Consider the following 15509-nt stretch of genomic DNA (forward strand, 5'->3'; position numbering starts at 1 on the left):
ATACTGATACTTGTCACAAATAATTAACATTAGGATTAAAAAAATTATGATAACTAAAAAATTGGTTAAATTGCATTGCTTCTTTTACGGGGCAGAGATGTTAAGAATATTAATCCTTAAATTTTATTTTTGTGAGAAACTATACTAAAGTATTAAAAATTGCTCCAGCTTTTTTATTGGCCGGAACAATGTTACATGCGCAAACCAAAGATTCCATAAAAACTGCCGAGATCGAGCAGGTGGTTTTGATAGGTTATGGAAAGCAGAAGAAGGAAGATCTTACGGGATCGATTGCTTCGATTTCGTCGAAAGACTTTAATCCCGGATCTACATCTGCAGATCAATTGATTATTGGCAAGGCGCCAGGTGTTACGGTTACCGGAAACGGTGGTAATCCAGGTTCAGGAGCTACCATTCGTATTCGAGGTGGGGCATCTTTGACAGCAAGTAATGATCCATTAATAGTGATTGACGGAATCCCAATGGATTTTGGTGGTATCAGTGGGGCTTCAAATGCGTTAGCATTGATTAATCCAAATGACATCGAATCTTTCGACGTTTTAAAAGATGCTTCTGCAGCCGCCATTTATGGTAACAGAGCTTCGAATGGGGTGATTTTGATTACCACCAAAAAAGGTTCTTCCGGAAGAGTGAGAGTGAATTTCTCTACTTCAGGATCGGTATCTACCAAAATGGGAAATCAGAGTGTATTAACTGCAGACGAATTCAGGGATTTTGTAAGAGCAAATGCTTCGCAGCATTATATAGACAAACTCGGAAACGCAAATACTAATTGGCAGGATTTAATTTATCAAACCGCTTGGGGAACCGATAATAACGTTGCGATTACCGGTGGGATTAAGGATTTACCTTACCGTTTGTCTTTGGGTTATAATGAGCAAAATGGTATTGTTAGAACGAATGAGTTTAAAAGAACATCAGTGGGTTTAAATTTAACCCCGAAATTCTTTGATAACCATCTGAGCGTTACCGCTAATGTAAAAGGATCGATGACAGAGAACCGTTTCCCGGCCGGAGTGATTGGTGCCGCACAGTTTTTTGATCCTACGCAGGAAGTCTATGATTATTCAGCGCAAGGTGATAAAGTAAATAACTATTGGGAGTGGTTTTTGAATCCTGGCAATATTAATGTGAATGCAACGAGAAATCCACTTGCTTCTTTATATGGAAGAAGAGATGTATCGACCGTATTCCGCGGAATCGGAAATCTGCAGTTGGATTATAAACTTCATTTTCTTCCGGACCTGCATTTTAATGTAGTGGGTGGATATGATTATCAGAAAGGGAATGGTGCAATTACTCAATATCCTGGATTTGCAGGAATGCTTGCTTCTGGTGACGTGAGTACAAGAAGAGATTACACGCAGGAGAAAACCAATAAATTATTAGAAACTTATTTAAACTACGTAAAGACAATTACTGCAATTGATACGAAGGTAGATTTAATGGCGGGTTATTCTTATCAGCAGTTTCATGATAAAGTACCATCTGCAACAACTTATTACGGAAATCCAACAAGGGTTGCGACTCCAAGCAATGCTTACGAAGGAAAATTAACTTTATTAGGATTCTATGGCCGTGGTATTTTTTCCATTGCCAATAAATATATCTTAACCGGATCTGTAAGAAGAGATGCTACATCCCGATTCTACAACGGAACTGATTTGAAAAATAACTGGGGAACATTCTATGCCGCTTCAGGGGCCTGGAAAATCAAAAATGAAAACTTCCTGAAAAGCTCTAACGTATTTTCAGATTTGAAACTGCGTGCCGGTTGGGGAGAAACGGGACAACAGGAAGTAGGAGGTTACTATAATTCCTTTGCTTCGTACAATGTGTCCGATCCAACTGCACAGTATGGTTTCGGAGATCAGTTTTATTTAATGTACCGTCCGACTCAGTATAATCCTAATTTAACCTGGGAAACGACAGAAACGGTTAATGCAGGATTGGATTTTGGATTCTGGAGAAACAGAATTACCGGTTCAATCGATTGGTTTAAGAAAGACACCAGAAACTTACAGGCCAGAGTTCAGGTTCCGGCAGGAGAATTCAGCAATACCAATATCAAAAATATCGGCACGATGAAAACTGATGGTATTGAGTTCCTGATTAATGTGAATCCTGTAAAAACAGAAGACTTTACCTGGGACTTCAGCTTCAATGTTGCTCATTACAAGCCTGAAGTTACCCATTTTGATGATGTAGCTGATGGTTACGTTATTCAACAGGGAGGGATTTCCGGTGGAGTCGGGAATACGGTACAAGCTCACAGTGTAGGATATACGCCATTTAGTTTCTATGTGTATCAGCAAGCCTATGATTCTAATGGAAAACCATTGGAAGGGGTGTATGTTGACAGAAACGGAGATGGTAAAATCAGTGCAGATGGTGATAAATATTTCTATAAATCAACTACACCAGATGCAACTTTTGGTTTCTCGACGAAATTCAAATATAAAAACTGGGATATGTCTACTTCTTTGAGAGCGGTGGTAGGAAATTATGTTTATAATAATTTCGATTCCCAATCGAATGTTCAAAGTATTGCAACCAACGAATACTTACAGAATATCTCCAGCACAACTGCAAACTACGGATTTGGAACGCCACAGTACTGGAGCGATGCTTTCGTAGAAAACGCTTCCTTCTTAAGAATGGATAATTTAACGTTAGGCTATAACTTCGGAGATGTTTTCAATAAAGGAAGCAATCTTAGAGTTTACGGAATGGCGCAGAATGTATTTGTAGTCACTGATTATTCCGGCGTAGATCCAGAGATTTTTGGAAATATTGATAATGGATTTTATCAAAGACCAAAAGTGTATTCATTAGGATTAAACTTTCAATTTTAATAATTAAGAACAATGAAAAATTTCAGAATAAAAAATATTTCTATCGCAGTAGCCATTTTTGGCGCTTCGCTCACGATGACCTCTTGTATTAATGATTTAAGACAGGAACCCATCACCGAAGTTACCGCTGCAAGTCTTTATAAAGATTTTGGAAATTACAAAAACCTGTTGGCTAAATTATACGGAGGTTTAGCAGTAGGTGGACAAACTGCTGGAGACGGCAACGGAGATATCGCTGATATCGATGGTGGATTCTCCAACTATATGAGACTATTGTACATCATGCAGGAAATTACAACTGATGAAGCCGTGATTGGATGGAATGACGGTACGCTGCCTGAATTTCATAAAATGACCTGGACTCCAGCCAATGAATTCAACAATGCAATGTACTACAGACTGTATACAGAAGTTGCTTTCTGTAATGAATTTATTAAAAACACCACTGATGAAATGTTGAGTCAGAATGGTATTTCAGGAGCCAGTGCTGATGAAGCAAAAGTAATGAGGGCTGAAGCGAAATTCATTAGAGCGCAGGCTTACTATCATTTGCTGGATCTATACGGGAATGTTCCTTTCGTAGATGAAACTACTTTTGGTACTTTGCCAAAACAAATTTCCAGAGCTGAACTTTTCAAATATGTTGAATCAGAATTAATTTCTGCCGCAAACGATTTGAAAGCACCGAAAGCCAACGAATATGGCAGGGTAGACAAAGCAGCTGCGTGGACTCTTCTTTCCAGATTGTATTTGAATGCGAAAGTATATACGGGAGCTGAAAGAAATGCAGATGTGATCGCCAATACTGAAAAAGTAATCAGTGCAGGGTATACTTTGCACCCAAAGTATGAAAATTTATTTCTGGCAGACAACAACCTTAATAATCCTGAAAACATCTTTTCGATTGTGTATGATGGATTAAAGACCCAAACCAATGGTGGAACAACATTTATGGTTCACGCTGCAGTTGGTGGAACTATGGATCCTGCGGCTTTTGGTATCAATGGAGGTTGGGGTGGTATCAGAACTACTAAAGCTTTCGTGCAGAAATTTGAGCCTACCGATCTAAGAGGACGTTTTTATACAAGCGGCCAGTCTTTAGAAATTAATAATCTTGGTAACTTCAATGATGGATACGCTTTTATCAAATATAAAAACGTAAAAAGCAACGGAGCTGTCGGAGCCCACGACAACTGGGTAGAAGCAGATATGCCTGTTTACCGGTTGGCCGATGTTTATCTAATGTATGCCGAAGCAGTCCTTAGAGGAGGCGGTGGCAGCATGAGCACAGCGGTGGGATATATAAACGACTTAAGAAAAAGAGCAAATGCATCTACGGTTACATTTATCGATCTTAACTTTATTTTAGACGAAAGATCAAGAGAACTGTCTTGGGAAAATACCAGAAGAACCGATTTAATCCGTTTCGGTAAATTCACCTCGGCAACTTATTTATGGCCTTGGAAAGGAAATGCAAAAGATGGTATTGCTGTTGGCGAGTACCGTAATTTGTTCCCAATCCCGAACAATGATTTGGTTGTAAACAAGAATCTTGTACAAAATCCTGGTTATTAATTATTAATAAAAGAAACAATGAAAAATAATATATTTAAACATATTTTTTTGGCGGTTACCCTCATCTTAGGTTTGATATCATGTGACAATCGTGAAATTATTACCATAGATAATGTATCGTCGCCAATCGTGATGGATCTCTCTGCGAACAGTTTGGTTTTAGACAAAAACTTTCCCGGAAATCCTGCGCTTACCGTAACATGGCAATCTGCGGCATACTCTGTGCCCACAGAAATTTCATATAGAATTGAAATAGCCGTAGATAAAGATTTCGCAAAACCTTATACTTTAGCGACCGTTGCCGGGTCACAGAGAGCAGCTGCTTTTACCATGTTGCAGATGAATGATGCAGCTGCGGCAATCGGTTTGGTACCTAATGTATCGGCGAAAATGTTTATGAGAGTAATTTCTTTCTTAGGATCAGGACACTCTTTAGCAGCAACCTCTAATGTTACCTCGTTGATGGTTACTCCTTATGTTTTAACTTATCCTGATTTTTATCTGGTAGGAGGAGCTACATATGTTGGATGGACTCCGGAAAAAGCTCAGATTTTATACAAAAAAGAGAATCTTTCTTACATCTATACCAATTTACAGAGTGGTGAAAATTTCAGATTCTTAGGGCAGTTGGCTTGGGATGGAAAAAACTATGCTTTGAATACACCAGGTACAAAAGCGGGTAACCAATATTTCAAGCAATGGAGTGATGTTTTAACAAAACCAGATGGTGATGAAGAAAATATTAAATTCACCGGAGCCACTGGAGTTTACAAAATTACAATCAATGCAACACTGGGTGTTCAAACTATTGAATTAAAACAATCACCAATTGCAACTTATGATTTCCCGGAAATTTATTTGGTTGGAAATATCGCAGGTAACGGTTGGAATGAAACTAATGCAATACCAATGACTACCATTGGGGACGGCGTTTATGAATTCACATCAACACTTGCAGGTGATACGGAATTCAAAATCTTAGGACAAAAATCCTGGGGTAACCTGGATTGGGGGAATATCTCCGGAGATGGAAACACTGGATTCGTTGGTCCGAAAGGAGATAACGGAAACATCAAATTTGCAGGTGATGGCAGTTCATACAAAATCACAGTGAACCTTAAAGCTGGAACTTATAAAATTATCAAAATATAATTTTATAATCCAAAACTTTTTTTAATTATTAATTAAAACAAAATGAAAAATATTTTAAAATTATTAATGGTGTTTTTGTTGCCATTGCTTTTAATCAACGCCTGTAGAGACGAGGCAGATCGGGACTGGACTTCTCCGGAACCGTCTTTCAAACTCTACGACACTACGTTGGGTGCCAACACGCTTTATCCGTCGATGGAAAATAATCCGTTTATTTTAACCTGGGATAATGCTACTACAGGATCCGGAAGTTATTCGGTGGTGATCTCTGCAACGTCAGACTTTAAAAATAAAGTAGAACTTGCAAAATCAGAAACCAACACGTTGAAAACAACGATTGGTGCTTTGAATACAGCAATGCTTCAGGCAGGACTTAGTCCTTATTTAGCGCAGAACGCGTATATAAGAATTGAAAGAGGAACCCAGGTTTCAAATGCTGTTTCATTCTCGGTAACTGCTTATCCGACAGGCAAACCGGTGATTACTAATCCAACTGCGGGTTCTGCTCTTGTTTTAGATGCAACCAAACCCACTGTTACGGCAACCACTTTCAAGTGGAGTGATTATACCTATGGAGTTAATGTCAGCTATAATGTGGAAATTGCAGCATCGGGATCAACCGCTTTTTTACTGGTAGGAAATGTACAGAACTCTAAGGAATTGGCTGTGTCTAACTTTGATTTGAATGAGTTGGCCTCAAAACTTTCTTTGCCGGTGAATGTAGCTTCCAATGTTGATGTCCGGGTAAGTGCAACCTCAGAATCTTTAGGCGGTGTAATTACCAAGACTTCAGATGTGGTTACCTTTAAGCTGACTCCTTACAAGCCAGACTTTAAAGCATTATACCTTGTTGGTGGTGGTACTGCTGTGCGCTGGGATGCTTCTAAAGCACAACTTTTATATCAAAATCAAAACATCTCCGAAATCTATACTTACTTAGAAAACAACGGCGAGTTTAGATTCCTGGGACAACAGGATTGGAATCCAATCAACTACAGTTTAAATGCTGATGGAATCAAGGATGGCTATAAATATTTTGCCACATGGTCAAGTAATTTAGAAAAATCGGGTGACGAGAATATTAAATTCCTTGGAAACTCCGGAATGTATAAAATCACTATCGATCAGAACACGAAATCTATCACGGTGACTCCTTCTGCAAATCCTGCCTTACCAACAAACGTTTACTTGGTAGGATCAATTCAAGGTTGGAACGCTGGTGCAGCGATAGCAATGGATCAGGTTGGTGACGGTGAGTTTGAATACACCATCGCAATTCCCGCCGATGGCGAATTTAAATTTCTTGGTCAGCAGGATTGGTCCGGTTTGGAATGGGGGAATATTCACGCTGGTGGAAATTCTGGTTACCTCGGTCCAAATGGTGATAACAACAATATCAAGTATGCAGGAACTGGCGGTTTGTACAAAATTACAGCCAACATCAAAATGGGAACTTATAAAGTGACTCCACTTTAAAAAAAACCTGTTTTAAAAATTGAAACTGTTGCTTTTTAGCAGCAGTTTTTTTTGTTTTTTAGGATAAAGAAGCCGTAAATAATTGTTTATTAATGGCATTTTCTCTAAATTTATTGATTCGAAAAGATCATGATGAAATCGCCAGTAATAAACTGTTTTAAACCCGCTGAAATGAACGCAGACTATTCCATATGATCTTGAAAAATTAAATATCTATCTATGAAAAATATAAAAATATCCGTCCTTTTCCTTCTGTTAGGAAGTTTTTCCCTCAACGCACAATCCTTAAAATCTCCCGATGGAAAGTTTGAAATGAATTTTCAGTTAAAAGCCGGAGTTCCCTATTATGACCTTAAGTATCAGGGCAAAACAGTCGTTGAAGATTCGAAATTAGGATTAAGACTTTTGCGGGACGGTAATATTCAGTTCGCTTCAGAAATTGAAAATAAAGATCAGAAAGGAAAAGATCTCGATAACGGTTTTACCAAAACTGCAGAAAAACGCGATTCCAAGAACGAAACTTGGGATCCGATCATGGGCGAGAAGAAATCCTATATCAATCATTATAATGAATTAGTGGTTACTTTAAATCAAGACGCAAATGATCGACACATTATTGTGAAATTCCGTTTGTTTAATGATGGTCTGGGTTTCAGATATGAGTTTCCGGAGCAGAAAAACCTGAATTATTTCATTATTAAAGAAGAAGATTCAGAAATCGATTTGCCAACCGATATGAAAGCCTGGTGGCTTGCCGGTGATTACGACTCTCAGGAATATCAAACCCAGACCACCAACCTTTCAGAAATTCCGGCAAAATGGCCCACTTCTTATGACGGAAATGCCTCCCAAACTTTAATTAAAAATGCAGTCCAAACTCCTTTAATGCTAAAAAAAGAAGGAAAAGATCAATTGTATGTTAATATTTCAGAGGCAGCGGTCATCAATTATCCGGCATCAAATCTCGAACTCGATGCTACGAATTTTAAATTTAAAATGCATTTAACGCCAGACGGTCAAGGTGCAAAAGGCTATATCCAGACGCCGGCCGTTTCTCCCTGGAGAACGATTATCGTGTCACCAAAAGCCGAAGAAGTTCTCGCTTCAAAAATGATTTTTAATCTTAATGAGCCTACGCAATATAAAGACACTTCTTACATCAAGCCTACAAAATACATGGGCGTTTGGTGGGAAATGATTATCGGCAAATCGCAGTGGGCGTACTCCACCGCCAACAATGTTCATATTGGCAAAACCGATTTTTCTAAATTAACACCCAACGGGAAACATGCGGCCAACAATACCAAAGTAAAAGAATATATCGACTTCGCTTCTGCAAACGGTTTCGACGCTTTGCTCATCGAAGGTTGGAATACCGGTTGGGAAGACTGGTTCGGTCACAGCAAAGAATTTGTTTTTGATTTCATCACGCCATATCCGGATTTTGATATCAAAATGCTGAACGATTATGCTCATTCTAAAAATTTAAAACTGATGATGCACCACGAAACTTCAGGTTCTGCGACGAACTATGAAAGATGGGCAGACGATGCATTTAAATTAATGAATAAATATGGTTACGAAGCCGTAAAAACAGGTTACGTTGGAAATATTATTCCACGCGGTGAGCATCACTATTCGCAATGGACGATCAACCATTATTTAAGAATTGCCGAAAAAGCCAACGATTACAAAATCATGGTCAATTCCCATGAATCCGTTCGGCCGACAGGTTTAAACCGTACATATCCAAACTGGATTGCCGCAGAAGCTGCCCGTGGAACAGAATTCGAAGCGTTCGGCGGAAATAATCCCGATCACCAAACCATCTTGCCATTTACCAGATTTATGGGCGGACCGATGGACTACACACCGGGAATTTTCCAAACCAAACTCGATTATTATTTCCCTGGCGATACCCGATTTGTGAAAACCACTTTGGCGAAACAGTTGGCCCTTTATGTCGTGATGTATTCCCCGCTTCAGATGGCCGCAGATTTACCTGAAAATTATGCCAAACACATGGACGCTTTTCAGTTCATCAAAGACGTTGCCCTCGACTGGGATGATACCAAAATTTTATCTGCAGAACCTGGTGATTATATTCACACTGCCCGTAAAACCAAAGGAAAAGATGAATGGTTTGTTGGCGGAATCACCGATGAAAATGCCAGAAATTTCACCGTAGATTTCTCTTTCCTGCCAAAAGGCAAAAAATACGAAGCTACTGTTTATGCTGACGGAGACGACGCTGATTACATCAAAAATCCACAGTCTTATAAAATCTACAGGAAAACCGTAACCAACAAATCAAAGCTTCCGATGAAATTGGCGAGAAGTGGCGGTTATGCGATTTCGGTGAAAATTTTGAAATAGGAAACTCCACAAACCTTTGAGGTTTTTTAAACCTTAAAGGTTTCAATACAATTTCAGTAATGGAAATAAAAGCTCCTTTTTACGAAAATTTTAAATTTGGACAGATTTATCATCTGTTTACAAGAGTGAATGGAAATGAGCTTATTTTTCGTAAAGAGGATAATTATGTTTATTTTCTGAAGCAAATTTCAAAATATTTGCTTCCCTACTTAGAGATTTATGCCTATTGTTTGGTTTCACAGCGTCTTAGTTTATTGGTTCGTTTTCGGCCGCAAAATGAGATTTTTAATAATCTCGACTTACCTGAAAGAGAACTTTCAGCGGAAGAAGAGCATAAATTTTTAATGCAGCCGGTAAGTAATTTGCTCAATTCTTATTCAAAAGCATACAACAAAATGTTTCAAAGAAAAGGTGCATTATTTATTGACTATATTAAAAGAGAAAAAGTAGATGAAGAGGAGCAACTTAAAGATATTTTCAAAGGAATTCATCAGATTCCTTTACAGCACCGGTTAGCGAAAAGTTCTGAGGAATGGAAATATTCCTCATTTAATGCCTATTTAGTTCAAAATAAACCTACTAAAGTCAGCATAAATTTCATGATGGAATTTTTTGAAAATACGCAAGACCTGATAAAGTTTCATAAAGTAAATTAAATCAAAACCTTATAGGTTTGCAAACCTATAAGGTTTCCTAAAATAAAAGATGATGAAAAGAACAATTTTATTTTTTATTTTATTCATGTTTTCCCTTCATGAGGCGCAAACCCATCGTTTTATTTATGAATTGCATTTCAAAGGCGATTCTACAAAAAATAAAATGGATTCCATAAAAGTTATTTTAGAGGTAGGCAAAGAGGAAGTCAAGTTTTACGATATGGAATTTTTAAGAATTGATTCCATCCGAAAAAACAAAAATGAAAACTGGACGACCAATAGTACGTCTCAACAATTAATGAAGAGAAAAAAAGGAAGCAATACCCATCAGAATTACAGAGACAATCTCTTTGATTATTAGCTCATTGAATCCAAAGATGAAATGAAATGGGAAATTTTTACTGAAACTAAAAAAAGCGCTGATTATCAATTGCAGAAAGCAGAAGTAGATTTCGGAGGAAGACATTGGGTTGCGTGGTTTTGCAATGAAATTCCAATTAATGAAGGACCTTATAAATTTCAGGGATTGCCGGGTTTAATTTTTGAAATTGAGGATACAGGAAATAATTATTCCTATAAATTAATCAATAGCAAGAAATTAGAAAAAGAACTCGACACCACGGAGTTTCTGGAAACGCATTACGGGAATAAACCCATAAAAATCACCAACCAGAAGCTCAATGAAGTAAAACTTAATTATTACAATAATCCTTATTCATGGGCAATGACATCGACTGGAACATGGAGTGTAAATTTCGGTGACGGAAAAATTTATAATAAAAAAGAAGATATACCTTATCTCACCAGGAGAACGCAGGAAGAACTTCGCAGAAATAACAATCCGATAGAATTAGATATCGCCCTTAAATATCCTTTAAAATAATATTAAATAAAAATGAAAAAAATACTGTTATTTTTACTCTTTTCCGTTTTCTCTTTTGCCCAGATTCAAAAAGTAGAACCCGCATTCTGGTGGCACGGCATGAAAAATCCAGAACTTCAAATCTTAGTGTATGGAAAAAATATTTCAGGTTATCAAATCGAACTTTCGGATCATATCAAAATAAAAGAAGTGACGAAAACAGAAAATCCAAACTATGTTTTCGTCACTGTAAATACTGATGAGATTAAAAATTCTTCCTTTAAAATTAATTTTAAAAAAGGAAAGAAAACAGTTGATTCTTACACCTACGAACTCAAAAACAGGAAACCGGGTTCTGCCGAAAGAAACTCTTTTTCTTCAAAAGATGTGATGTATCTCATTATGCCGGACCGATTTGCCAACGGCGATCCATCCAACGATTCGCAACCCAGTTTAATTGAAAAAGTAAACCGCAATTTACCAAGTGGAAGACACGGCGGAGATTTACGTGGCATCATCAATAATTTAGATTATTTACAAAATTTGGGAGTCACCGCATTGTGGCTTACTCCGGCAAATGAAGACAATGAAAAACAGACTTCTTATCACGGCTACGCCCAAACTGATCTTTACAAAATCGATGGCCGGTATGGAACCAACGAAGAGTATCTGGAACTTTCCCGTGAACTGCAAAAGCGCGGCATGATGCTCATTCAGGACTATGTGACCAATCACTGGGGGATTTCACACTGGCTGATTCAGGATTTACCGACCAAAGACTGGATTCACCAGTTTAAAGATGGTGAAGGGAAATACGGTTTCAAAAGATCCAATTACAGAACAACTTCTCAGTTTGATACCAATGTGGCGCAAATTGACAAAGATATTGCGCTGAATGGTTGGTTTGATACGACGATGCCGGATTTGAATCAGAAAAATCCGCTCGTATTGAAATATTTAACCCAAAATGCAATCTGGTGGATCGAGTATGCGGAATTGGGCGGTTTGCGCGTTGACACTTATCCTTACAACGATAAAACTGCGATGGCAAAATGGGCAAAAGCGATTACCGATGAATATCCGAAATTCAATATTGTAGGAGAAGCGTGGATGTACAATCCGGCTCATGTTTCTTTCTGGCAAAAAAACTCGAAGATTGCAGAGATTGAAAATTACAACTCCAATCTCCCTTCTGTGATGGATTTTACCCTGTTTTCAGATTTGCCATCTGCTTTGAAAGAAGAGGACGGCTGGGACAAAGGAATGATTAAAATCTATAATTCCTTTGGCAACGATTTCCTGTATCCGGACATTAATAATATTTTGGTCTTTTTCGAAAACCATGATACAGAAAGGTTTAATGAGATTTTCAAAGGCGATATCCGTTATTATAAAATGGCATTGACTTTAATGTCAACCGTTCGCGGAATTCCACAGATCTATTATGGTTCTGAAATCGGAATGCGCGGTGATAAAAACAACGGTGGTGACGCAGAAATCCGGAAAAATTTTCCAGGCGGCTGGAAAGAGGATGCTCAAAATGCGTTCAATGCAAAAACCCAAACTCCGGAACAGAAGGAATTTCACGGTTTTACCCAGAAACTGCTGAACTGGAGAAAAGGAAAAGACGTCATTCACAGCGGGAAAACCACGCATTATATGCCGGTTGATAAGGTTTATGTTTATTTCAGATACAATGATCATGAAAAAGTAATGGTCATTATTAATAACAATGAAAAAGAACAGAATTTAAATTTAAGCCGTTTCGCAGAATCTTTGGACGGAATTTCAAAAGGAAAAGACGTAATTTCCGGAAAAGAATTTTCTGTTTCCCCACAAAATAAAATCACGGTTTCAGGAAAATCTTCACTAATTTTAGAACTTCAATAAAAAATAATTCGGTTAAGATTACAGTTGTCATGCTGAGCTTGTCGAAGCATCTTTAATTTTAAATAATTTAGTAATGAAAAAGAGTATTGTTTTTACGGTGATCACCTTTCTATTGATTTGCTCCAACTCACTTTTCTCTCAGAAAAAAAGCTTTTATGAAAATGTTCAGAAAAAAAATGTGAGTAAAGTTTTAGACGATCTGAATTTATATGCAACAAAAGCAGACTTTAAAAATTACTTTAATCTCTACGCTGAAGCATCTACTTTCATTGGAACCGATGCCAACGAAGTCTGGAATAAAAAAGAATTTATGGATTATGCCAAACCCCATTTCGACAAAGGAAAAGCATGGAATTTCACTTCTTTAAAAAGGAACATCTCTTTCAGCACCGACGGAAAATACGCATGGTTCGATGAATTACTCGATACCCAAATGAAATTTTGTCGCGGAAGTGGTGTTCTTGAAAAAATAGGATCACAATGGAAAATAAAACAGTATGTGCTGTCAATAACAATTCCCAATGAGGTAACCAACGAGGTTGTCAAAATAAAATCACCTCTTGAAAATCAGGTAATTTCGGATTTAAAAAATAAATAAGTTATTTTTATAAACTCAAACACTCAAACACTCAAACACTTAAAAATACATGCCTAAAAAAATAAAACCAAATCTCTCCATCGCTCAGATTATCAACATGAGTATGGGATTTCTCGGAATTCAAATGGCCTTTGGATTACAGAACGGAAACGCCAGTAGAATTCTTGCCAATTTCGGCGCTGATGTTCATGAACTTTCCTGGTTCTGGCTCGTCGCGCCTATCACGGGATTACTTGTACAGCCGATTATCGGACACATGGGTGACAATACGTGGAGTCCGCTCGGCCGCAGAAAACCGTATTTTTTAATTGGTGCGGTTTTGTGCGCCGTTGGATTGGTTTTCCTGCCCAATGCTGCTTCGGTTACGATGATGATGGGTGCAAGTGTTTTGCTCTTGGCTGTGATTTTCCTTGCGATGATGGATGCTTCCATTAATGTTGCTATGGAACCTTTCCGTGCTTTGGTGGGCGATATGTTGCCGAAGCATCAGGGGACTTTGGGATTTGGTGTTCAGACTATTTTAATTGGAATCGGTGCGGTAATCGGTTCCGAAATGCCGAACTGGCTGACCAAAATGGGCGTTTCTAATGTCGCACCAGATGGTTTTGTCGCAGATAATGTGATTTACGCTTTCTATGTGGGGGCCGCTGTACTCATTTTATCGATTGTTTATACCATTGTAATGACCAAAGAATATTCTCCTCAGGAATTTGCCGATTTTTCAGATGAAGAACCAAGTACCGGGAAGTCTAAGTTTTCAGATATTTTTAAAGATTTTGCGAAGATTCCCCCATTGATGAAAAAATTGGGTGCTGTTCAGTTCTTTTCCTGGTTTGCACTATTTACGATGTGGGTTTTTACCACCAGCGCTTTAGCAACGCATCATTTCGGACTCTCTCCGCAGGATACGAAATCTTTAGAATATAATCAGGCGGGGGATTTAACAGGTCATTTATTCGGACTGTATAATTTATTTGCCATTCCGTTTGCTTTTCTTTTAACGCCAATTGCTAAAGCAATCGGAAAAAAACAAACCCACGCTTTAGCCTTATTTTGTGGAGGTTTGGGATTAATTTCGATGTTCTTTATTAAAGATGTTAATATGCTTTGGATGTCGATGGTTGGACTAGGTTTTGCCTGGGCGAGTATTTTAGCAATGCCTTATGCAATGTTGATCGATGCGATTCCACAAAGAAAAATGGGTGTTTACATGGGGATTTTCAATTTCTTTATCGTAATGCCACAAATTATCAATGGAATTTTTGGTGGTCCGATTGTAAAAAGTTTGTTCGGAAATATGGCGATGGATTATGTGGTGGTCGGTGGAGTTTGTATGCTGATCGCAGCTGCGGTAACAATGTTTTTAATTAAAGGAGAAGGAAAAGAAACTGCGGAAGAAATTGAAGAAGAAATTCAGCAGGTTCATTTTTAAAATTTTTTCAATCAGAAAATATCAATTGGAGAAAGTGTCTCAATACCTCAAATAGCGCTCTGAGATTTTGATATTCGCAACCCAAGCTCGGACAGGAGTCCGTGAGAAAACTACAAAAAAAGCCGTTTCATTGAGTTATGAGACGGCTTCTTTTTTATTTACGTTTAATGGGCTTTAGCCAAAACTTAAGTGGAAAGTTTTTTACGATTAAGAATGTCGCTTTATTCTTTGCTCGATAAAAGCTTTTAGAACCGGAGTTTCACTCGTTTCAATTTCCTTTACAGAAGTCATCAAAGTGATTGTTTCCTGTTTTTTTATTTGATTTAGAAAGGATTCCGTTTTGGGATTCTCATCCAGTTCCTTTAAATATTTTTTGCTGAATTCCTTGAAATCAATTTCTTTTCCGTGATAGGATTTCCGTAATTCTGTGGAAGGTGCAATTTCCTTTGCCCATAAATCGATATGGGCATTTTCTTTTTTCATTCCTCTTGGCCAGAGACGGTCGGCAAGAATCCTAAAACCATCTTCCTTTTCAGGCTTGTCGTAGATTCTTTTTTCTAAAATTTTCATCTTTTTAAATTTTATTAAAGTTAATGAAAATGATTTATTGTTTATT

Annotated in this window: 12 protein-coding genes; 11 read left to right on the plus strand and 1 reads right to left on the minus strand. The window is 37.8% G+C overall.

Annotation, left to right across the window (positions count from 1 at the left end; translation table 11 throughout):
- Positions 1 to 131 precede the first annotated feature (131 nt).
- The 11 genes from NBC122_RS09030 (at position 132) to NBC122_RS09080 (ending at position 14893) form a co-directional block, all read left to right on the plus strand.
- Entirely contained in the window at positions 132 to 2876 is a 2745-nt protein-coding gene (locus tag NBC122_RS09030; RefSeq protein WP_133440068.1) for a SusC/RagA family TonB-linked outer membrane protein, read from the plus strand.
- 12 nt (positions 2877 to 2888) lie between these two features.
- Complete coding sequence (locus NBC122_RS09035; RefSeq protein WP_133440069.1) at positions 2889 to 4451, plus strand: RagB/SusD family nutrient uptake outer membrane protein; 1563 nt, start codon at positions 2889 to 2891, stop codon at positions 4449 to 4451.
- Positions 4452 to 4469: 18 nt separating this feature from the next.
- A complete protein-coding gene (locus NBC122_RS09040) occupies positions 4470 to 5603 on the plus strand; it encodes a SusE domain-containing protein (RefSeq protein ID WP_133440070.1) in 1134 nt (377 codons plus the stop codon).
- Positions 5604 to 5645: 42 nt separating this feature from the next.
- Positions 5646 to 7079, plus strand: coding sequence for a SusE domain-containing protein (locus tag NBC122_RS09045; RefSeq protein ID WP_133440071.1), 1434 nt, complete (start codon positions 5646 to 5648; stop codon positions 7077 to 7079).
- A 219-nt stretch (positions 7080 to 7298) separates the two neighbouring features.
- Complete coding sequence (locus tag NBC122_RS09050; protein WP_133440072.1) at positions 7299 to 9455, plus strand: glycoside hydrolase family 97 protein; 2157 nt, start codon at positions 7299 to 7301, stop codon at positions 9453 to 9455.
- Between the two features lie 59 nt (positions 9456 to 9514).
- Positions 9515 to 10111 carry a transposase gene (locus NBC122_RS09055; RefSeq protein WP_133440073.1) on the plus strand — a complete coding sequence of 199 codons (597 nt, stop codon included), beginning with the start codon at positions 9515 to 9517 and terminating at the stop codon, positions 10109 to 10111.
- 49 nt (positions 10112 to 10160) lie between these two features.
- A complete protein-coding gene (locus NBC122_RS09060; protein ID WP_133440074.1) occupies positions 10161 to 10472 on the plus strand; it encodes a hypothetical protein in 312 nt (103 codons plus the stop codon).
- A 21-nt stretch (positions 10473 to 10493) separates the two neighbouring features.
- A complete protein-coding gene (locus tag NBC122_RS09065) occupies positions 10494 to 10994 on the plus strand; it encodes a GLPGLI family protein (protein WP_133440075.1) in 501 nt (166 codons plus the stop codon).
- Positions 10995 to 11006: 12 nt separating this feature from the next.
- Positions 11007 to 12863: a glycoside hydrolase family 13 protein gene (locus NBC122_RS09070; RefSeq protein WP_133440076.1), complete on the plus strand. Its 1857-nt coding sequence runs from the start codon at positions 11007 to 11009 to the stop codon at positions 12861 to 12863.
- Positions 12864 to 12936: 73 nt separating this feature from the next.
- Positions 12937 to 13461: a nuclear transport factor 2 family protein gene (locus NBC122_RS09075; protein WP_133440077.1), complete on the plus strand. Its 525-nt coding sequence runs from the start codon at positions 12937 to 12939 to the stop codon at positions 13459 to 13461.
- A gap of 49 nt (positions 13462 to 13510) precedes the next feature.
- Positions 13511 to 14893, plus strand: coding sequence for an MFS transporter (locus NBC122_RS09080; RefSeq protein ID WP_133440078.1), 1383 nt, complete (start codon positions 13511 to 13513; stop codon positions 14891 to 14893).
- Positions 14894 to 15100: 207 nt separating this feature from the next.
- Here the strand turns inward: NBC122_RS09080 and NBC122_RS09085 are convergent, their stop codons facing one another.
- On the minus strand, positions 15101 to 15463 hold the full coding sequence (locus tag NBC122_RS09085; RefSeq protein WP_133440079.1) for a DUF488 domain-containing protein: 363 nt from the start codon (positions 15461 to 15463) through the stop codon (positions 15101 to 15103).
- Positions 15464 to 15509 lie beyond the last annotated feature (46 nt).

This window comes from Chryseobacterium salivictor, assembly GCF_004359195.1.
GTDB lineage: Bacteria > Bacteroidota > Bacteroidia > Flavobacteriales > Weeksellaceae > Kaistella > Kaistella salivictor.

What these genes read in the sequence shown, in the direction of transcription:
- NBC122_RS09085 (WP_133440079.1), bottom strand. Translation starts at nt 15,463, where the DNA reads ATGAAAATTTTAGAAAAAAGAATCTACGACAAGCCTGAAAAGGAAGAT.
- NBC122_RS09045 (WP_133440071.1), top strand. Translation starts at nt 5,646, where the DNA reads ATGAAAAATATTTTAAAATTATTAATGGTGTTTTTGTTGCCATTGCTT.
- NBC122_RS09070 (WP_133440076.1), top strand. Translation starts at nt 11,007, where the DNA reads ATGAAAAAAATACTGTTATTTTTACTCTTTTCCGTTTTCTCTTTTGCC.
- NBC122_RS09040 (WP_133440070.1), top strand. Translation starts at nt 4,470, where the DNA reads ATGAAAAATAATATATTTAAACATATTTTTTTGGCGGTTACCCTCATC.
- NBC122_RS09080 (WP_133440078.1), top strand. Translation starts at nt 13,511, where the DNA reads ATGCCTAAAAAAATAAAACCAAATCTCTCCATCGCTCAGATTATCAAC.
- NBC122_RS09065 (WP_133440075.1), top strand. Translation starts at nt 10,494, where the DNA reads ATGAAATGGGAAATTTTTACTGAAACTAAAAAAAGCGCTGATTATCAA.
- NBC122_RS09050 (WP_133440072.1), top strand. Translation starts at nt 7,299, where the DNA reads ATGAAAAATATAAAAATATCCGTCCTTTTCCTTCTGTTAGGAAGTTTT.
- NBC122_RS09055 (WP_133440073.1), top strand. Translation starts at nt 9,515, where the DNA reads ATGGAAATAAAAGCTCCTTTTTACGAAAATTTTAAATTTGGACAGATT.
- NBC122_RS09075 (WP_133440077.1), top strand. Translation starts at nt 12,937, where the DNA reads ATGAAAAAGAGTATTGTTTTTACGGTGATCACCTTTCTATTGATTTGC.
- NBC122_RS09060 (WP_133440074.1), top strand. Translation starts at nt 10,161, where the DNA reads ATGATGAAAAGAACAATTTTATTTTTTATTTTATTCATGTTTTCCCTT.
- NBC122_RS09035 (WP_133440069.1), top strand. Translation starts at nt 2,889, where the DNA reads ATGAAAAATTTCAGAATAAAAAATATTTCTATCGCAGTAGCCATTTTT.